This is a genomic window from Nonomuraea lactucae, from assembly GCF_003313395.1.
Taxonomy (GTDB): domain Bacteria; phylum Actinomycetota; class Actinomycetes; order Streptosporangiales; family Streptosporangiaceae; genus Nonomuraea; species Nonomuraea lactucae.
In genome coordinates this window covers 18,941-38,286 of sequence record NZ_QNFZ01000079.1, presented here as the reverse complement: position 1 = coordinate 38,286, position 19,346 = coordinate 18,941, and the positions used below count along the sequence as shown (strand labels likewise).

General features: G+C 70.1%; 16 protein-coding genes and 2 pseudogenes. 6 read left to right on the top strand and 12 right to left on the bottom strand.

Annotation, left to right across the window (positions count from 1 at the left end; all coding sequences use genetic code 11):
* The 4 genes from DQW85_RS06260 to DQW85_RS06245 form a co-directional block, all read right to left on the bottom strand.
* The coding region (locus tag DQW85_RS06260) for an ATP-binding cassette domain-containing protein (RefSeq protein ID WP_205314922.1) at positions 1 to 395 on the bottom strand (395 nt) is incomplete at its 3' end.
* Entirely contained in the window at positions 392 to 1,153 is a 762-nt protein-coding gene (locus tag DQW85_RS06255; RefSeq protein ID WP_205314924.1) for an ABC transporter permease, read from the bottom strand. The genes DQW85_RS06255 and DQW85_RS06260, both read right to left, overlap by 4 nt.
* Positions 1,154 to 1,258: 105 nt before the next feature.
* A complete protein-coding gene (modA, locus tag DQW85_RS06250) occupies positions 1,259 to 2,068 on the bottom strand; it encodes a molybdate ABC transporter substrate-binding protein (protein WP_113699447.1) in 810 nt (269 codons plus the stop codon).
* Positions 2,069 to 2,078: 10 nt separating this feature from the next.
* Entirely contained in the window at positions 2,079 to 2,489 is a 411-nt protein-coding gene (locus DQW85_RS06245) for a TOBE domain-containing protein (protein WP_113699446.1), read from the bottom strand.
* A 415-nt stretch (positions 2,490 to 2,904) separates the two neighbouring features.
* Here DQW85_RS06245 and DQW85_RS06240 point away from each other — a divergent pair, with 415 nt between their 5' ends.
* The gene (locus DQW85_RS06240) at positions 2,905 to 3,321 is read left to right on the top strand and encodes a sensor histidine kinase (RefSeq protein ID WP_113699445.1); all 417 of its coding nucleotides are present in this window, start codon (positions 2,905 to 2,907) and stop codon (positions 3,319 to 3,321) included.
* A 38-nt stretch (positions 3,322 to 3,359) separates the two neighbouring features.
* Here the strand turns inward: DQW85_RS06240 and DQW85_RS06235 are convergent.
* Positions 3,360 to 4,316: pseudogene (locus DQW85_RS06235) on the bottom strand (glutamine synthetase family protein); the annotation flags it as partial.
* A 15-nt stretch (positions 4,317 to 4,331) separates the two neighbouring features.
* Positions 4,332 to 4,472 carry a hypothetical protein gene (locus DQW85_RS45715; protein WP_205314920.1) on the bottom strand — a complete coding sequence of 47 codons (141 nt, stop codon included), beginning with the start codon at positions 4,470 to 4,472 and terminating at the stop codon, positions 4,332 to 4,334.
* A gap of 184 nt (positions 4,473 to 4,656) precedes the next feature.
* On the opposite strand from DQW85_RS45715, the gene DQW85_RS06230 reads away from it, so the two are divergent.
* Positions 4,657 to 5,919 carry an ATP-grasp domain-containing protein gene (locus tag DQW85_RS06230; RefSeq protein WP_162794778.1) on the top strand — a complete coding sequence of 421 codons (1,263 nt, stop codon included), beginning with the start codon at positions 4,657 to 4,659 and terminating at the stop codon, positions 5,917 to 5,919.
* A 114-nt stretch (positions 5,920 to 6,033) separates the two neighbouring features.
* Positions 6,034 to 6,453 (top strand): hypothetical protein, encoded by a 420-nt coding sequence (locus DQW85_RS06225; protein WP_162794777.1) that lies wholly within the window; start codon positions 6,034 to 6,036, stop codon positions 6,451 to 6,453.
* A 40-nt stretch (positions 6,454 to 6,493) separates the two neighbouring features.
* On the opposite strand, the gene DQW85_RS06220 is transcribed toward DQW85_RS06225, so the two are convergent.
* From DQW85_RS06220 to DQW85_RS06215, 3 genes are all read right to left on the bottom strand, one after another.
* On the bottom strand, positions 6,494 to 9,439 hold the full coding sequence (locus tag DQW85_RS06220) for an AfsR/SARP family transcriptional regulator (RefSeq protein ID WP_113699443.1): 2,946 nt from the start codon (positions 9,437 to 9,439) through the stop codon (positions 6,494 to 6,496).
* Between the two features lie 208 nt (positions 9,440 to 9,647).
* Positions 9,648 to 10,124, bottom strand: coding sequence for a hypothetical protein (locus DQW85_RS44210; RefSeq protein ID WP_162794776.1), 477 nt, complete (start codon positions 10,122 to 10,124; stop codon positions 9,648 to 9,650).
* Between the two features lie 681 nt (positions 10,125 to 10,805).
* Complete coding sequence (locus DQW85_RS06215; protein WP_240196963.1) at positions 10,806 to 11,723, bottom strand: RNA-guided endonuclease InsQ/TnpB family protein; 918 nt, start codon at positions 11,721 to 11,723, stop codon at positions 10,806 to 10,808.
* A gap of 253 nt (positions 11,724 to 11,976) precedes the next feature.
* Between DQW85_RS06215 and DQW85_RS06210 the strand changes: the two genes are divergently transcribed.
* Positions 11,977 to 12,912 (top strand): NAD-dependent epimerase/dehydratase family protein, encoded by a 936-nt coding sequence (locus tag DQW85_RS06210; protein WP_113699442.1) that lies wholly within the window; start codon positions 11,977 to 11,979, stop codon positions 12,910 to 12,912.
* A 105-nt stretch (positions 12,913 to 13,017) separates the two neighbouring features.
* Here the strand turns inward: DQW85_RS06210 and DQW85_RS47890 are convergent.
* From DQW85_RS47890 to DQW85_RS06200, 3 genes and pseudogenes are all read right to left on the bottom strand, one after another.
* A pseudogene (locus DQW85_RS47890) lies at positions 13,018 to 13,164 on the bottom strand (MmyB family transcriptional regulator); the annotation flags it as partial.
* On the bottom strand, positions 13,097 to 13,360 hold the full coding sequence (locus tag DQW85_RS45705) for a helix-turn-helix domain-containing protein (RefSeq protein ID WP_240196962.1): 264 nt from the start codon (positions 13,358 to 13,360) through the stop codon (positions 13,097 to 13,099). The gene DQW85_RS45705 and the pseudogene DQW85_RS47890, both read right to left, overlap by 68 nt.
* 218 nt (positions 13,361 to 13,578) lie before the next feature.
* The gene (locus DQW85_RS06200) at positions 13,579 to 13,941 is read right to left on the bottom strand and encodes a DUF1304 domain-containing protein (RefSeq protein ID WP_113699441.1); all 363 of its coding nucleotides are present in this window, start codon (positions 13,939 to 13,941) and stop codon (positions 13,579 to 13,581) included.
* A 230-nt stretch (positions 13,942 to 14,171) separates the two neighbouring features.
* Here DQW85_RS06200 and DQW85_RS06195 point away from each other — a divergent pair, with 230 nt between their 5' ends.
* Together DQW85_RS06195 and DQW85_RS06190 are read left to right on the top strand one after the other, a co-directional pair.
* On the top strand, positions 14,172 to 17,420 hold the full coding sequence (locus DQW85_RS06195) for a S8 family peptidase (protein ID WP_162794775.1): 3,249 nt from the start codon (positions 14,172 to 14,174) through the stop codon (positions 17,418 to 17,420).
* A gap of 245 nt (positions 17,421 to 17,665) precedes the next feature.
* A complete protein-coding gene (locus tag DQW85_RS06190) occupies positions 17,666 to 19,345 on the top strand; it encodes a VMAP-C domain-containing protein (protein ID WP_162794774.1) in 1,680 nt (559 codons plus the stop codon).
* Position 19,346 lies beyond the last annotated feature (1 nt).

Sequence of the window (19,346 nt, the reverse complement as noted above, 5' to 3'; positions counted from 1 at the left end):
GACAACTGCCGGGGCTTGGCGGCGGCGTGGCCGGCCAGGCCGACGCGCTCCAGCAGGGCGGCGGCGGTGCGGCGGGCCCCGGCCTTGGAAGCGCCCTGGCAGCGCGGCCCGAAGGCGACGTTGTCCAGGGCGGACAGGTGCGGGAAGAGCAGGTAGTCCTGGAAGACCATGCCGATCGGCCGCTGCTCGGCGGCCAGGGTGTGCAACGGTTGGCCCTCCAGGGTGATCTGGCCGCCGGTCATGTCGGTCAGCCCGGCCAGGGCGCGCAGGGCGGTGGTCTTGCCCGCGCCGTTGGGGCCGAGCAGCGCGACCACCTCGCCCTGGGCGACCTCCAGCGTGAGGTCCAGTCGGAAGGCGGGCCGGGCGACGACCAGGCGGGCGTGCAGCGTCGTCATGTCGAGTTCACCCATCGGTCGCGCAGACTGGCCAGGATGATCACGGAGACGGCGAGCAGGACGAGGCTGAGCACGATGGCCGCCTCCGGCTCTGTCTCCAGCGCGAGGTAGACGGCCAGCGGCATGGTGCGGGTGGTGCCGGGAAAGTTACCCGCGAAGGTGATGGTGGCGCCGAACTCGCCCAGTGCCCGCGCCCAGCACAACACGGCCCCGGCCACCACTCCAGGCATGATGAGCGGCAGGGTGACGCGGCGGAAGACGGTCCAGCGCGAAGCCCCGAGCGTCGCGGCGGCCTCCTCGAAGCGCTGGTCGGCGCCGCGCAGCGCGCCCTCGACGCTGATCACCAGGAACGGCATCGCCACGAACGCCTCGGCCACGATCACCCCGGCAGTGGTGAACGGCAGGGTGATCCCGAACGTGGCCTCCAGCCACTGCCCGATCAGCCCGCGACGGCCCAGCACCAGCAGCAACGCCACCCCGCCGACCACCGGTGGCAGCACCAGCGGCACGGTCACCAGGGCCCGCACCACGCGCCGCCCGCGGAAGTCCACCCGGGCGAGCAACCACGCCAGCGGCACCCCGAGCACCAGGCAGACCGCGGTGGCGACGGTGGCGCACACCAGCGACAGCCGCAGCGCCTCAAGCACCTGCGGCTCGGTCAGCCGCTCCAGCAGCGTCGCCCAGGGGGCCCGGATCAGCAGCCCGGCCAGCGGCAGCACCAGGAAGGCCAGCCCCGCCAGCGCGGGCAGCACCAGCATCCAGGGCAGGCGGCCGGAAACCTGACCGGATGACGCCGCCGGGCGGCCGGTGAACCCGCTGTGCGGGTCCACCGGTCCGGCGCGCTCGGAGGTGACCATACGCGGTCAGGGCGCCTCGAAGCCGGCCTTGGTCAGCACGTCCCTGCCCTGCTGCGACAGCACCAGATCCACGAACTGCTTGGCCAGGTCACCGGCCGGCGCCTTGGCCAGTGTCGCGATCGGGTAGTCGTTGATCGCCTTGTCGGCCTCGGGGAAGGCGATGCCCTTGACCTTGCCCGCCGAGGCGATCACGTCGGTCCTGTAGACGAGCGCCGCGTCCACCTCGCCCAGCTCGACCTTGGTCAGCGTGGCCTTGACGTCCTGCTCCAACGTGACAGGGGTGACCTTCAGCCCGGCCGCGTCCAGCGCCTTGATCGCGGCGGCCCCGCACGGCACCTGCTCGGCGCAGAGCGCCACCTTCACCTTCGGATCCGCCAGATCCTTCAGCTCGTCCACCTTGGCCGGGTTGTCCGCGGGCACGGCGATCTGCAGCTTGTTGCGCACGAACGTGGTCGGCGCGCTCGCCGACGACGCGTCGGTCACCGTCTTCATGGTGGCCGGGCTGGCCGCGGCGAACACATCGGCCGGCGCACCCTGGGTGATCTGCTGCGCCAGGGTGGCACTGGAGCCGAAGTTGAACTTCACCGTCGTACCCGGGTGGGCGGCCTCGAAGCCCTTGCCGAGCTCGGTGAAGGTGCCGGTCAGCGACGCCGCCGCGAACACCGTCAGCTCCTTGGCCCCGCCTCCGGCAGCGGAGGCCGACGCGGAAGCGGAGTTCGGGGAGGCAGCCGGGTCACCGGAGCCGCATCCCGACAGCCCCAGTGCGAGCGCGGCGGGCAGGGCGACGACCCACCGGGAGGAACGACTGAACACCAAGGAGGGCTCCTCACTGGCTACTGGCCACGCGTTCGTGGCCGGGGATCTCCACGACGACGTTGGTGGACTTGATCACGGCGACCGCCACCACCCCCACCTCCAGGCCGAGCTCGTCCGCGGCCTGGCGGCTCATCAGCGACACCACCCGGAACGGCCCCGCGGCTATCTCCACCTGCGCCATCACCGCATCCCGGATCACCTCCGTCACGATCCCGCGAAAGCGATTGCGCGCCGAGGAGCGACCTCCATCGACCGTCTCGACCTGGGAACGGGCGAAGGCGGCCAGATGCGCGCCGCTCACCTGCCGGTGGCCGTGCTCGTCCCGGTCGGCCGGCAGGCGTCCGGAGTCCACCCAGCGGCGGACGGTGTCGGAGCTGACCCCGAGCAGCGCGGCGGCCTCGCTGATCCGAAACGTCGTCACAAGTCCTCACCATACCCTTCGCACATTCCAGCCTGAATACCTGCTTGCTGCCGCAATGGCGGCGCTTCCTACGGTTATGCCATGGCATCCACGAGATCAACGAGGTCCATCGCGAACGTCGGCTCCCTACGCCGCCGGGCCATCCGCCCCCAGCATCACGTCCGACGCCTTCTGCTGCGCGCGCTCAACCGCATGACGTCCCCCGTTCTCTCCACCGATAGCCCACTCACGCAGCCGCCTAAATGGCTATGCACTTTTGAACACAAGCCCTAGATCACTGATATGACGTTGGTCACCTTCGGTGCATGAATTCCGCCACAGAAAGCCGCGCCAGGGCTACGTAATGTGCGTGCTGCCGGACGAAAATGGCGCACTGAGACGAGGAATCCCATGCGGTTCACACCAGGGAACGATCATGACTGACTCCGCGGTCCAACTGACGTGGCGCGAGGCAGCCTGCCCGGCCGAGGAACTGGCGAACGAGCTGGAACGGTGGTCGGAGCGCACCGGAATCCGGGTGGAGACGTGGGCGCTGCCCGCCGCCGACGTCCCCGACTGCGTCGCACGCGCCGTGCTGGCCGTGCTCGGTGAAGCGCTGGCCAATGTCGAGCGGCACAGCGGCGCCCGCACCGTGTCGATCGCGGTGACCGGGGGCAGTGGCGGGTGGCGCATGACGGTGAGCGACAACGGCCAGGGCTTCGACCAGAGCCGGACCGGGCCGGGCCTCGACCGGATGCGGGCCGCGTTCGCCGAGGTGGGCGGCAGACTATCGGTCAACAGCATGCTCGGCGGGGGCACCACGATCACCGCGATGGCGCCCAAGCGGAGGTGACGGCGATCTCCCAGGCCGGATCACGGCGCTCCGGGAAGTCAGAGGTGGTAGGCGTACTCGGTGAACTCCCAGTCGGTGACATGGCGCGCGAAGCGTTCGACCTCGTTGCGTTTGAAAGCGAGGAAGGATGAGGTGAATTCCTTGCCGAGCACTTCGACGAGCGGCTCATCAGCCTCCAGCGCGTCGAGGGCGGCGGGCATGTTCATGGGGAGGACCGGAGCCTTCTCCGGGTCGTAGCCCGCGCCCTCCAGCGGCGCGGGCGGTTCCTTGCCCTCCTGGACGCCGAGCAGGATCGCGGCGGCGACAGCGGCGATCGCCAGATAGGGGTTGGCGCCGGCGTCACCGAGCCGCACCTCCAGGCGAGCGCCGGGTCCTCGCTCCGGCGGGACGCGGAGCATGGCGGTGCGGTTGTCCAGACCCCAGTCGATGAGCCAGGGGGCGTAACTGCCGGGGCCGAAGCGCTTGTACGAGTTGACCGTGGGGTTGAGCAGCGCGGCCAGCGCCGGGGCGTGGGCCAGGACACCGGCGATGGCGTGGCGCGCGGTGTCCGAGAGACCGTACGGGGCGGACGGGGCGTCGAAGGTGTTCCTGCCGTGCTCGTCCTCACAGGACAGGTGGAGGTGGAAGCCGGAGCCCACGGCGTCGTTGTACGGCTTGGCCATGAAGGTGGCCAGCTTTCCTTCCTTGCGGGCGAGCTCCTTTACGGCGGCCTTGAAGCGGAAGGCACGGTCGGCGGCGTCCAGCGCGTCAGAGTGGATCAGATTGATCTCGTGCTGGCCACTGTCGTACTCGTGGTTGGCGGTGACGGCACCGATACCGAGGTCGCGCAGGTGGCGCAGGGTGCGCAGCAGGTGGTTGCCCGGATCCGCGCGCAGACCCACGCTGTAGCCGGCTCCGTCGACGTCGTCCGGGCTGCGCCGCCATCCGGTGGCGGTTCCCGGGGCGGGTTCGAGGAGGAAGTACTCCAGTTCGGGTCCGACGACGGGCCGCATTCCGGCTTCTCCGAGCCGTCAGAGCACGGAGCGCAGCAGGTCGCGGGGCGACTCCGGCGCGGAGTCTCCGGTCGCCGGGTCGGTGACGTCGCCGATGCACCAGGCGACACCGGGTTCCCACGGCAGCGGGGCGAGGGTGTCCAGGTCCGGGGTGACCAAGATGTCTGGCAGGCCCGCGTCCATTCCGCCGGCTGCCGCCCGGCGATCCCGGCACGATCGCCGGGCGGCTGACTCCGGCCCCGCCGGTGGCACGCCCTGTCTGCCGTCCCTGCGGACGTGCCACCGGCAGGTCGGTGTCAACCCAAGGAAGTCGCACCTGATTCGTCGATTGGGAGAACCCCACATGAGTCATGTACTGATCATCGAGCCCGTCTCGGCGGGTGCACTGCTCATTGATTCCGCGAGGAAAGCCGGTCACCGGGTGACCGTGGTCACCGCCCACCGCGACGAGCGCTTCCTGACCGAAGCCGAGCGGAGCCTCGTGGACGAACTGCTCCTCGTCGACGAGAACGATGAGGAAAACGATGAGGAATCAGTACTGGCCGCGGTCCTGCGCAGCCACCGGCAGTTGCCCTTCGACGCCGTGATTCCAGGCTTCGAGTTCTTCGTTCCGCTCGCCGCGCGTATCGCGGCGGAACTCGGGCTGCCCGGCCTCCAGGAGGACTCGGCGTTGCGGCTGCGCTACAAGCACCTGATGCGCGAGAGCCTGAGGCGCGCCGGGATCCGTGTCCCCCGGTTCATTGTCGTCGAGACGTCCACGGACCTGCCGCGCCTGCGGGCCGACGCGGAAACGGCTGCCCGGGAGGTCGCACTGCCCTGCGTGGTCAAGCCGGTCGACCTGTCCGGCAGCGTGCTGGTGCGTAAGGCTTCCTCGGTCGCCGAGGTCCGCGCGGCGGTGGAGGCGATCGCCGACACCACGGCGGACACTCTCGGGCGTCCATCGCAGAGACCGGCCCTCGTCGAGGAGTACATCGACGGGCCGGAATACAGCGTCGAGGGCTACATCTCGACCGAGGGGCCATCGATCGTCAGTGTCACCCGCAAGCGGCTCGGTCAGGCGCCGCACTTCGTCGAGACCGGACACATCGTCCAGACGGCCGCGTCCATGGGGCACCATCCGGACCTCACCGGTTACGTCGAGGACATCATCCGGGTGCTCGGTCTGCGACTCGGCGTCTTCCACGCGGAGGTCCGCATCGATGCGCGAGGTCCGGTGCTGATGGAGGTCGGCGCCCGGCTCCCGGGCGACAACATCTGCACGCTGCTGCGCCTGGCGTTCGGAGTGGACCTGCCTCGCGTGTTCGTCGATTGCCTCACCGGGAAGCCGCCGGCCCCTTACCAGGCGGCCCCGGAGCCCGCGATGGCGGCGGGTGTCAGGTTCGTCGTTCGTCCGGGTCTGACGCGGTACACCGAGGTGCGCGGGCTCGACCAGGCGCGGCGCCTGATGGGGTACTCGTCGTCGGCGTTGCTCTACGAGCCCGGCGAGGCCATCCCTCAGGCGACGGACTCCATCGGCCGATTGGGCTGGTTCATCTTCGTCGCGCCCGATGTCGAGGCTCTGGAACGCACGCTCGACACCGCGGACCGGCTGGTCGAGTTCGCCTGACCGCGGGTCAGCGCGCCCGGCCGCTGTCACATCCGGAAGCGCTCGTCCGTCCTTCAAGCGACCGGTCGAGACCGACGTCGAGGACAGGTGTTCCAGAAGGAAGGAGGAGTGGTCATGGCGAGCAGCACCGCGGGCACCGGGTGGGGCCGTGGCGCCACGAAGGTGATAGTGACAGCCGGCGCGGCGTACACGCTGGCTTTCGGCGTCTGGATGTGGGGGTGGCCTCAGTCGTTCTCGGAGTTCGCCGGCTATCCCAATCATGAGCACTTCCTGCACGACCTGGGCGCCTACCACATGGGAGTCGCAGCGGCCCTGCTGGCTGCGCTGTGGGTCCGGGACGCCGTTCTCGTCGCGCTGGTCGGCCTCGGCGTGGCCAGCGCCGTGCACACCCTGAACCACGCGATCGATCTGGACCTCGGCGGTGCCGCCAGGGATCCGTATGTGATCGGCGCCATGACCCTCGTCGTCGTGGCGGGCATCGTCCTGCGTGCGCGCCGGTTGCGCGCTCGTGGCAGGGGGGGAGGGGCACGGTGAAGACGGCGTCATCACGTCGCCGCCGCCATCGCTGAGGCGATCACCCGCTGAGTTGCCACAGGCTGGACTCGATGACGGTCGCCTGTGCGGTGTCGCCGATGTCGCGGGAGAGGTGGTGGGCCTGTTGGAGGCAGGCGCGGCCTTCGGCGGTCATGCCTTGCGCGATCCACAGCTCGCCGAATCGCTGGAGGGTGGCGGCTTGGCCGCGGCGGTTGCCGATCCAGCGGAAGATGGCCCAGGCGCTGTCGAGCATCACTTCGGCGTCCGCTCGTGCGCCTTGGAGGGTGTGCAGGTGGGCCAGGCCGAGCATGGCGTAGGCGGCGCAGCGTTCGTCGTGCATCGTCTCGAAGACCGACAGCGCCCATCGCAGGTCGTCCAGGGCGCGGGCCCGCCGGCCTTGGCTGATGAGGAGGGTGGCGCGCTGGCAGACGATATTGGCCTCGCGGTGCTGGTCGTGCAGGGTGCGGGCCAGCCTCAGGGCGTCGTCGAACCAGGTCCGCGCATGCTGCGGGCGGTTGCCGGCCAGGTGGATGGCGGCGATGGAGCTGCGGATCTGCGCCTCCAGGTGGTGGTCGCCGGCGTCGATCACCGCGGGGAGGGCGCGCTGGTAGTGGTCGAGGGCTTGGGTGGTGCGTCCGAGGATGCGGTGTACGGTCGCCATCCCGACGGTCGCGTTCGCCGCGCCCCAGGCGTCGCCGATGTCCTGGCTGAGCCGGCGTGATTCGTCGGCGGCGGCAAGTGCGTCCTCGTAGCGGTCCTGGTAGACGTACACCTGGCTGATCCCGCGCATGAGCGCCGCTTCACCGCGGTGGTTCGCGGCTGCGCGCACGGCGTGCAATGCCTGTCGGTGGCTGCTGAGCCAGTCGTTGTAGAGGCTTCGCTGGTCGAAATAGGGGATGGTGGAGACGGCCAGCTCCCAGGTGAGTTCGTGCAGCCCGTGCCGGGCGGCCAGCGTGACGGCGTCCAGCAGGGGACGGCGTTCGGCGTCGAACCAGGCCAGTGGATCGGCCATGAGACGGTCGGTCAGGCTCGTGGGCAGCCCATGGCGGGGGGCGTGGCCGGGCGCGGTGGTCAGGATGCTGGCCGGCAGCCCGCCGGCGGCGCGTTCGGCCAGGGTGAGCCAGGCGCCGAGCAGCCGGGTCAGGGCCGCGTCCCGGTCGGGGGCAGGGTCGGCCGCGGCGGCTTGGGCGGCGTAGTGGCGCAGCAGGTCGTGCAGCCGGTAGCGGGGCTGGCCGATGGCGTCGGTGCGGACCGGGTGGATCAGGTTGGCGTCGATCAGGGTGTCCAGGACGTCGTCGGCGTCGGCTCGGCCGAGCAGCGGGCCGACGACCCAGCCGGGCAGCTCCTGCGCGCCGAGCGAGCCGAGCAGCCGGAACGCGCGGGCGGCCTGCGGGTCGAGCAGCCGGATGCTCATGTCGAAGCTGGGCCGCACGCCGAGGTTGCCGATCTGCAGTTCGCTCAGGCGGCGTGACTCGTCGTCGAGGCGCTCGCCGAGCACGCTCAGTGGCCAGGACTGCCGGCCGCTGAGCTTGGCTCCCGCGATGCGGATGGCCAGGGGCAGGTTGCCGCAGGCGTGGGCGATGGCGGCGGCCTGGGCTGGTTCGCGGGCGGCCCGCTCGGGGCCGGCGATGCGGGCCAGCAGTTCGACGGCCTCCGCGGGGTGGAAGACGTCCACGTCCACCCGGCGGGCGCCGGGGAGGTCGGTTAGCTGGTAGCGGCTGGTGATCAGCGTGGCGGTGCCGGAGGTGGCCGGCAGCAGCGGCCGTACCTGCTCGGCGTGCGCGGCGTTGTCGAGCAGGACGAGCACCCTGCGGTCGGCGAGCAGGGATCTGTACAGCGCGGAGCGCTCGCCGAGGCCCTGAGGGATGGCACCGCCGGTGAAGCCGAGCGCGCGCAGCACCTCCACCAGCACGTCGGCCGGTTCGCGGGCCCGCTCGGCGGTGCCGCCCAGATCGAGATACAGCTGGCCGTCGGGGAACGTGGCGCGCAGGGTGTGCGCGACGTGCAACGCGAGCGCCGACTTGCCGACACCTGGAGCGCCTGTGGTGACCGCGATGGGGGGTGGGCGGCCGTCCGCCGCCACGGCGAGAATCGTGATCAGCTCGCTGACCGCTGCGCCACGTCCGGTGAAGTCGGGCACATCGGGCGGCAGCTGACACAGCGGGAAGACGGCCCGTTCAGTGCCGGTCTTCTGTCCGGTCGTCGGGGTGTCGCCCAGCAGGAGGGCCTGGTGGGCGCGGCGCAGCTCCGGTCCGGGCTCGGTGCCCAGTTCGGCGATGAGCTGCCGGCGGAGCTCGGCGTAGGCCTCCAGGGCTTCGGCCTGGCGGCCGGTGGCGTGCAGCGCCAGCAGCAACTGGCGCCACAGCCCCTCATGCAGCGGGTGGGCCACGATGAGGCTTCTCACCTCGGCGATGGTGTCGGCGTGCCGGCCGAGAGCGAACTGGTGGGCGCACATCTGCTCCAGCGCGGTCAGCCGCCGTTCGATGATCCGGGCCTTCTCCGCCTGCCAGGCGGGCATGTCCGGAAGGTCTTCCAACGGCTCCCCCCGGCACAGCCCCACAGCGCTCTTGAGCAGGCGCAGCGACTCGTCGATCCGGCCGACGCCACTGGCGTCGCCCGCCTGCCGGATCAAGTCGTCGAACAGGTCGAGGTCCAGCTCGCCGGAGGCGATGGCGATCGAGTATCCCGCGGGGTGGCGCCGGATGCGCGGCTCACCGGCGATCGGCGGGAGGATCGCCCGCAGTTCCGACACGTAGGTGCGCAGGTTCGCCATCGCCGAGCGCGGGGCGGGGTCCGGCCACAGTGCCGCGGCGAGCCGGTCGGACGGCACCTCCAGGTTGGGCCTGAGCAGCAACGTGGCCAGCAGCATCCGGCGTTTGACACCCGCGACCGGCAACTGACGAGAGTTCTCCCACACCGCCAGAGGACCCAGCACACCGAACCTGACCGTGCTGGGGGATACGGGCGCCGCGGACAGTGGTTCCATGTGTCAGTCCTCTGTGCCCTTGGTTCGCCCCTCCGCTGACCAGCGCAATCATTTCGCGCGGCAGGCGCCCGTGTGGCGAGGAGCCGGTGCCGCGGCAGAACGTTCTGTATGGATTCTGGGGGTGAAGATATACAGAACGTTCAGTGAGCGTCAACGCGTGGTGCCCGGCATGCCGCGCGTGCCGGGTGCGGGGCGTTCAGGGACACGCTCACGGAACGGGGTTCCCGCAGGCGTTCAGGACCTCGGGAAGCCGCTCGGTGGCCACTTTCGCGTAGAGCGGCCAGGCTGCGGCATCGGTCGCGGCAAAGGCGCGGAACCCGGGATCAGGTGGCACAGCGTGCCCGTGCCGCCGGATGCATTCGGCCACTTCTGCAGCGCTGGCGTAGAGCGATCTCATCTCTCTGTCGGAGAGAGGCGCAGGCGACTTGTCGAAGCCCGTGGCCTCTTGGCACCGTTTGACGGCGGCTTCGACTTCTGACCTGGGCCGGGGCGAGGTGACGTGAATTCCGGCGCCTGCGTCGATGGACCTGGCCTGGACACCCATACCCGCCAGGCAGGACACCATCGCGGAGCCGTACTCGTTGCCCGGTGGCGCGTATTCAGCACGTCCTCGCCCTTCGGGCTGGGGCAGCCAGACGGTGACGGCCAGCGCGGTGGCGCCAACACCGACTACGAAGAGGCTCACGATGGCAGAACGACTCATAGCCACGATCGGTTTCACCTCCGCCGGCCGCCTCCCGGGTTTTCACCCGCCTTCCAGGCTCTCAGCGCCACTATCTGGTGCAGTACGCATATGTCCGATTGGGATCCCAAGCGCCCGACGTAGAACCATCGTTGTTCACGTAGAAGGTGACCGTATTGCTGCGGGCGACCGTGACGGAGATGCGAGTCGTGAAGTACCGGTCGAACCATTGCCGGAATTGCCCGTTCGCCCAGTCATGCATGACCCAGCCGCGCGCGTACGAGCGGCCCGCTGCCGTGAAGCCGGAAGCACAGCTCACGCTATCCGTCTTCCTGTACGAACCCGCATGGGCAGCCCCGCTCAGCGGAGCGACAAGCGTCATGGCTGCGACGACGGCGACTACCGCAGCGGATTTTCCGGGTCCCATGTGTCCCCCTTTCTAATGGTTTAGCGCTTTTGCTCGCCCAGTGTGCCTATGCATGCGCGACGATGTGAAGTCACGAATAATCGTGACATCGGCGCTGGTCGGCGTCGCCGTCCGCGTGGAGCCGCCATCCCACATGTCCCGCTTTTTCGTGACTTTACAGAATGTGTGGGTATCCGACATTTTGGACGCACGTATGAGTGGATCACGTATGAGTGGATGAGGAACGGTCGGGTGATGTCCGCGGAAGCAGTAACCGATCAGGCGGTGGCGCTCCTGTACCGCCGACTGGTCCGCGATGGATTCGTCCGGCTGCCACGGGTCGCCCCCCACGCGGCGATACACGACATCCTGCGGGCGACGTACGCACAATCAGCGAGCATTATCCGCGAGGCGCTATCCGTCACGGACAATTTCCTTCCCAGTGGGGATGAGACGCCACGACTTCCCGCCGAAACGGTGCATGACGATGCCGACCGGGTCATGTTCGCGATCTGCAGGTCCTCGTGCACGATCACGTCGTGGTCGCGGACCAGCGCCGGCGCGGCCTTGTGCGCCGAGTCGAGTCGACCTCGCCGCACCTTGGCGTGCAGCGCCGCGACCCGGGCCACGGCTTTGCGGCGGCGCTTGGACCCGCGCTTCTTACGGGCGAGGTCCTGCTGCGCGGCTGCCAGCCGGGTGGCGGTCGCGGCCAGGTGACGCGGGTTGGCGACGTGCTCGCCGTCGCTGGTGGCCACCAGCGAGGCGACACCCATGTCCAAGCCGACCGCGGCGCCCGTGGCCGGGTGCTCGAGCGGGGAGTCCCACCGGCAGCCGTCACCGTCCTTGGGCCACTCGACCGTGTCGAACCAGCCCCGGCCCTTGAAACGTGGAAAGCCCAGGGTGCGGCCTGCCTTGACGCGGTCGAAGAACGCGCGGAACGCCTTGTCCAGCCTGCGCAGCGTGGCCTGCTGGGAGGAGAACGACCACCGGCCCTGACCCCCGGGGTCGTCGGCGCGGATGTGCTTCAACTCGCCCGACTGCTCGCCGTACCGGACCGTCACGCCTGCCTTGCGGTAGGCCGTACGACGGTGTTCAAGAGCGGCGTTGTACAGGTCGCGGTGGTCATCAAGGCACGCCGCGAGCGCCGCGACCTGGCTGGCGGTAGGGCGCAGCAGGAACTTGAACGACCTGCGCACGCCCACCTCCTCCACCCCGACCGCACTGATCAACGCTATCGGCCGGTACCGACGAAATCCCGGAAGGAGACTGTGATGCGCGGATCTGACAGGTCACCGCACGCTCGGGCTTTGGCGGCCCTCCCGCTCCCGACTCCCCCGACGCCTGAAGGCGACGGGGGAATCGGGAGAATCTGATGGCGAGTAGCACATGCGGCGGGTGGAACGGCGCCGTCCGCTTGCTGCGCGCTCGCGCAGGGAAGGGAGAGGCGCGATGAAGGTCCTGCTCGCCGGGGCGACCGGCGCGATCGGGAGGCCCCTGCTGTCCGCCCTGGTGGAGGCGGGCCACGAGGTGATCGCCGTCATCCGCGACCCGGCCAACCACGAGCTCGTCGCGGCCCTGGGTGGGGTGCCGGTGGTCGCCGACGTGATGGACTGCCTGGCCCTGGTCAGGGCGGTCGACGGCCTTTCAGCGGACGCGGTGATGCACCAGGCCACCGCGCTGCGGAGGGTGAGGCGGAGGCTTCGTGCCGACGACCCCACGCTCGCCCTGCGCGGCAAGGGCACCGAGAACCTGCTCGCGGCCGCCCGGGCGGTCGGAGCGCGCCGGTTCGTCACCCAGTCGCTGATCACCGGGTACGGCTACCGCGACCACGGAGCCAGGACGCTGACCGAGGACGACGTCTTCGGCGAGCCCGCCGGCAACGTGGGCGACCTGGTGGTGGCGTCCTGCCTGGCGACCGAGCGGCAGGTGTTCGGTGCCGACGGCATCGAGGGTGTCGCGCTGCGGTACGGGATGTTCTACGGGCCGCACGCGTTCAGCGACCTGTTCGCCGACCTGATGCGCAGGCGGCTTCCCCTCCTGCCGCGGGGAAGGACCGGTGTGACCTGCTTCATCCACGTGGAGGACGCGGCGGCGGCCGCGGTGCGGGCGATGGAACGCGGTCAGGCCGGGCGCGCCTACAACATCGTGGACGACGCGCCGATGGACTGGCGGGAGTTCGCCACTCTCGTCGCCGAAGCCCACCGCACGCCGCCGCCGATGTCGCTGCCCCGATGGACGCTCCGGCTGATGGTGCCCTACCTGGGGTGTCTGATGCTCGACACATCGATGCGGATCTCCCACGCCACGGCCACCCGCGAACTCGGCTGGGCGCCGCGGTATCCCCACGTCCGCGCCGGTCTCGGCCTGCCGGCTGCAACCGGGTAGCGCGTCCGGGCGAGGTGGGCCGACCGTGGCGGCCGGAATGGCCAATTCGCTCTTCACCGACAGCTCGCCCACCGTCTCGATCAGCCGCGGATCGTGGTGGTCCATCCCGGCTGCCGCGCGCAGCCCGGCGACGGTGTTGACCGCCTCGCGCTCCCAGTCCGGGTAGAACTCCCGCGCGTCCGGGTCAAGAAACACCAGCCGGACCAGGTCGCCACTGTCGTGAGACCGGCCGGCGCCGGCTGGGCACCTCATGTGCCAGCTCGTGCAGGTAGGCGACCGCCTCCTCCTCCAGGTCCAGCACCCGGGCCAGCGCGTCGACCACCTGAACCGAAGGGTGCCGCTCCCGGCCCTGCTCCAGCCGTACGTAATAGTCCGTGCTCACGCCCACCAGCATGGCCACCTCTTCCCGGCGCAGGCCGGCCACCCGGCGCCGGCCGCCGGCCGGCATGCCCCAATCCTCCCGCCGCACGAGTTCACGACGCGCCCGCAGAAACCGCCCGAGCGGGTTCTCCTAGTCCATGCGTTCGAGACTAGGCAGGACAGGGCCGGGAAGGGGAGCCGCGCCACTCCTAGGGTCACCACCCCCCGCCGTACCGGCGATAGGTGGCTATCGGCGGACTTGCGGAACGCCAGGAGCAGGGCGGGACCGGGTCGCTAGGCGGATGTTCAGCGGGCGAGGACCACCAGGATGAGGGCGAGCAGGGCGGGGAGGGCCTGGACGAACAGGATGCGCCGGTTGGCGGTCGCCGCCCCGAAGACGCCGGCGACGATCACGCAGGCCAGGAAGAAGATCTTGACCTGGAATCCGACGGGGTCGCTAGCGACGAGCCCCCAGACGAGGCCGGCGGCGAGGAAACCGTTGTAGAGGCCCTGGTTCTTGGCGAGGGGGGCGGACTTGTCGGCGAACTCCTGGTCCAGGTCGAAGGTCCTGCGCCCCAGTGGGGTACGCCACAGGAACATCTCCAGCACGAGGAAGTAGACGTGCAGCAGCGCGACGAGCGCGACGAGGACGGCGGCGAGGATGTTCATGGTGCTCCGGCTCTTTGGAGGGAGGGCTGGACCAGCCGGGCGAGACTAGCAGGCCCGCCGGCACCTCCTCGCACCGGTCCTCGCCGACCACGCCACCGGGTGACGCGCACGCCGACGACGGACGGCGACGGTTCCGGCCTCTATCAGTGATCTTTTCGCGGAGCTGTAATCAGCTGATCTTTTCCAGACATTACTCATGGAGTCAAACCCGACTGATGGGAGAAGTCTGGATGAAGCGGAAAGCCGGACTCACAGCCCTGGTGGCGGTGACGGCCCTGGGCAGCGTCGCGGCGCCGGCCGCCGGGGTCGGCGCGGTCAACTCCATGGCCGCTCAACGACAGGACGCGGCGTTACAAGTCGCCCCCGCCTTACAGGGGGGCGCGTCCGGGCAGGTGACGTTGATCACAGGTGACCGCGTGACCCTGTACGGAACGCCGGGAGACAAGCAGGCGTACCGGATCCACCCCGGATCCGGGCGCAAGGTGTCGTTCGCCGCGCAACGACGTGACGGCCACCTTCACGTCATACCGTCCGACGCGGCGCCGCTCATCGCCCAAGGCCTGGTCGACCAGCGGTTCTTCGACGTCACCCAGCTCCTCGCCTGGCAGTACGACGACGCCCACCGCGCCGACATCCCCGTCATCACCGAGGGGGCGACGGCTCCCGGAGCCGCCACGGCGCAGCAGCGGCGCATCGACACCCTCGGCCTGTCGGCGGCACGGGTGACCAAGGCCCAGGCCGGCACGGCCTGGGCACGGCTGGGGCAGGGCGCGGGGCGACGCACCCTCGGGGCGTCGGTGTCGAAGCTCTGGCTCGACGGCAAGCGGAAGCTGTTCCTCGACAAGAGCGTGCCGCAGATCGGCGCGCCCAAGGCCTGGGAGCAGGGCCTGACCGGCAAGGGCGTGACCGTCGCTGTGATCGACTCCGGCTACGACCCCGACCATCCCGACCTCAAGGACGTGGTCACCCAGTCGGTGAACTTCAGCGACGAGCCCGACGCCACCGACACCAACGGGCACGGAACCCACGTGGCGTCCACCATCGCCGGATCGGGACAGGCGTCGGGCGGAAAGTACCGCGGCGTCGCGCCGGACGCGAAGCTCGCGATAGCCAAGGTCGGCGGCCAGAGCGGCGACATCAGCGACTCCGCCCTGATCGCCGGCATGGAATGGGCGGCCACGAAGGCCAAGGCACGCGTGGCCAACGTCAGCATCGGCGGTCCGGACCACCAGGATCTCGATCCCATCGAGCAGGCCGTCAACACGCTGTCCCAGCAGACCGGCACACTGTTCGTCATCGCGGCGGGCAACTCACCCGGCAAGGGGACGATGAACAGTCCCGGCAGCGCGGACGCGGCGCTCACGGTGGGTGCCGTGGACAGCGCCGACCAACTCGCCTCGTTCTCCAGCCAGGGCCCGCGCAAGGGCGACGGCGCCGTCAAGCCCGACATCACCGCCCCGGGCGTGGAGATCGTCGCCGCCGCGGCCAAGGGAACGGCCGACGGCCCGTACCGACCGGAGTCCGGCACCTCCATGGCCACCCCCCATGTCGCGGGCGCCGCGGCCATCCTCGCCCAGAAGCATCCCGACTGGACCGGCGAGCAGCTCAAGGCCGCCCTCATGAGCGGCGCCAAGCCGAAGGAGGGACTCTCGCCGTACCAGCAGGGCGCAGGCCGGGTGGACGTGCCGGGCGCGCTGGCGCAGCAGGTGGTCGCGACCCCGGCCAACGTCTGGGCCGTGGTCCGCTGGCCGGGCGGCGGCGAGCCTCCCACCAAGAAGATCACCTACCGGAACACGGCGGAAGCCCCGGTCACCCTCGCCCTGTCCGCCGAGGGCCCCTTCACCCTGTCCGCCGAGCGGCTGGAGGTGCCCGCGAAGGGCGAGGCCGCCGTCACGCTCACCCTCCGCGGCGGCCTGCAGACGGGCACCCACCCCGGCATGGTGACCGCGGCATCGGGCGACATGACCGTGCGCACCCTGGCGGGCGCCTTCGTCGAACCCGAGTCGTACGACCTGACCGTGACGGCCCTCGGACGAGACGGCGCGCCGGCCAAGATGCCGATGATCACGGCCTACGACCTCAAGAACGCCCGGTTCGAGAGCATCGACATGCAAGAGGGCACGGGCAAGGTGCGCCTCCCGCGCGGCGACTACAGCCTGGTCGCCCATATCGCTGACCAGAGCGGGCCCACGACCACCCACTTCAAGGTGCGCATCGGCACGCGGGACGAGAAGGTGGTCCTGGACGCCCGCAAGGCCGTCCCGGTCCGGTTCACGGTCGACGACCCCACCGCCGCCCCCGCCGAGATCGCCAAGGTCAGCCTGCGCTACAAGGAGGGAGACAAGGTCATCGAGTTCATGTACTGGCCCTTCGCCGACCCTCGCGACACCTACGTCTTCCCCTCCCGCCAGCGCGGCCTGGAGTTCATGGCGGCGACGGTGTGGAACAAGAAGGACGCCTCCCCCAGCCCCTACCGGTACGATCTGGTCGACTACCGATCCGGCGGCATCCCCGCCGACCCCGGGGTCCGGGCCAGGACCGCGAACCTGACGAAGATCACCTCGTCCTTCCGTGGCCAGCATGTCGCCGCCAAGGGAGACTTCGACCGCGGCCCGGCACTGCGCGGATCGGACCTGATCTTCCTGGGCTCCAGCCCCACGCCCGTGGACCTGCCAGGCACGCTGACGAGCTACCTGACGCCCGCGCGCGGCCTCATCTGGCGTAGCGGGTTGTCCATCGGGCCCCCCGACGAAGCCAGACACGACGTCGAGGACGCCAAGGACGTCACGTTCGGCGGCAGGCCGGTCACGGAGATCTGGAACGCCGCGGTCACCGGCCCGGCCGCCCCCGTCCTGAGGCGGCGCGGCGACGAGATGAGCTACGTTCCCAGCGGGCTGTTCACCGACACGGGCCTGGACCGAGCCGGCTGGGACGGCAACGCCAAGGGCAGCGTCGTCCTGGCCAAGGACGGCACAGTGCTCGCCAAGGCCGAGCTGGACGGCTGCGCCAACTGGTGGTACTGCCCGCTCGTCGCCACCGGTCTGCCCGCCGAGACGGGAACATACACGCTGACCGCCTCCGCCCGCCGCGACGTCCCGTACGCCGCCCTGTCCACCGCCGTCGAGGCGACCTGGACGTTCCGGTCGGCCCGTACGACGGAGTCCCAGCCGCTGGCTCTGCCCGCCCTGCGCTACGCGCCGGAAGGGCTCGACGCCTTCAATCGGGCCAAGACCGGATCGGCCACCGAGGTTCAGATGCGGGCCGAGGGCGGCCAGCTGGAGACGCCCAGGGTGGAGGCGTCCTTCGACGACGGCCGCACCTGGCAGCCGCTTGAGCTCCGGCGTACGGCCAAGGGCTGGACCACCTCGATCACCAACCCGGCCGCCCCGGGATTCGTCTCCCTCCGGGCGACCGCCTCCGGCCCCGACGGCCAGGAGGTGAAGCAGACGATCACCCGCGCCTACGCCGTGACCACCTAGCCGACGTCCCCGACCCAGCCGGCCCGCCCCCGGCTCGACCGGGCGCGGGCCGGCCTGGCAAAGCCGCATTACACCGCAAATGCCGAAACCCACTGAAGGGCACACTCAAGCTTGCTAGGTTGCCGCCATGCTGTGGATGGCGGCGATATGAGCGAATTAGTGCGCTGGGACATGAATGGCGAATCGATCGTCGTGGAGGTCGCCGACCAGGATGTGAGCGGCTTTCAAGCCGTCGCCATAAGGTAGTGACCAGTCCGTGGCACGCCCGCATCGATCAGGCGGACGGGCGGACGGCGGGTTCCGGTTTCCTGATCGACGACCGCCATGTGCTGACCTGCGCGCACGTCGTCCACGACCTGGGCGATCCCGTCGTCGTCTTTCCCGCCGCCGACCCCTCACTGCGGTGCTCCGCCGCCGTGGTGCACAGAGGACCGTGGAGACCGCGAACAGCTCCCCGAGGGGACGTCGCGGTGCTTGAGCTGGCGCGGCCGGTCCGCATAACGCCCGCTCGCCTGGCCGATCCCACCGACGCCGGTGCTTGGCGGGACAGCAAACTCTTCGCCTACGGCGTCGCGAAGGGGAAGACCGACTCCGGCGCCTTCGCCGAACTCCGCATCGACGACCGCCAGATCATGGCCGACGAATGGTGCCAGCTCAACGCGTGGGACGGCCACGGTCAGTTCATCGAGAGAGGGTTCAGCGGCGCCGCCGTCTACCTGCCGGGCACCGGTGAGGTGGTGGGCATGGTCACCGACGCCGACCTGGCGGCGGAGCAGCGGGTGGGCCGCATGTTGCCGATCTCCACGCTGCGCAGGTACTGGGAGCCGCTCGACGACCTGCTCCCCCACTCCTGGCCGGGCGGCCTCGGCGCGGGGCCTCGGGGAGAGCTACGCCGGCACCTCACCGGCGCCACCACGGGGATCTCGCCCCGAGCCCTGCTGGCCGATGAGTTCCCCCTCCTGTCCCACCAGGGCGAACCCTCCCTCTGGAGGGCCGTCGTCCTGGCCGCCGAGGAGATCGACGAGGACGGCGCGCTGACCCGCTTCCTGACCAGGATCATCGCCCGCATGGACGACAGGTCGAGGGCCGCGGAGGTACGGCAGTGGCGGACGAGGTATCTCGGTCCCGGGCCGGACACCACGGCCGTGCCCGCCTCGGTGGCGATCATCGTGCGGATCGCGCCCAGCGGCCTCGGCGGCTATCTTCTGGAGTTCTCCATCTGGCGGGCCGACGGAAGCGGATGGACCCGCCCCCTGCCCGGCCCGGTCGCGGAGGACCAGGTCAGAGCCAGCGTGGAGCGTGAGATACCACGCCTGCTGGCCGAGGTGGCGGGCGAGGATTTCATCATCGAGTTCATGCTGCCCGATGACTGGTTCACCAGGAGGACGGGCGTCGAGAACTGGTCCACGAACGACGATCCCGCCGACAGCCTCGAACTCGGCCTGCTCTATCCGGTGGTGATCCGCGACCTGGCACGCAGGCGGGGCGGCAGCCAGCGCTGGGATCAGGCCATCAAGCGCTGGCGCAGGCTCCGCGAGCTCGGCTGCGATCCACCCGGCCTGGTCGGCTGCCGGGACAGGGCCACGCTCGGCTGGCTGGCGGACGAGGCCCGCACCACCATCGTGCACGCCACGTCGCCGAATCTCGGGCATATCAGGAAAGCACTGAAGTTCGGCATTCCCATCATGGTGTGGCCACGATCCTCCTGCCGAGCCGAGCAGCACGACGACTGCCGCGGAAACAGGTTTCTGTCGGAAGTGGCGGCCATTGTCGAGAAATCGACGCCTGATCAGCTCCCTGACCGGATCAAGCACCTGCGGAGAGCGGGCATGAACGACAAGCCTGTCCAGAAGATATCGCTGTTCTGGGACGATCCAACGCGAATGCCCGACCCGCCGTTGGCCCCCTCCCGGGAAGGGGACTGAG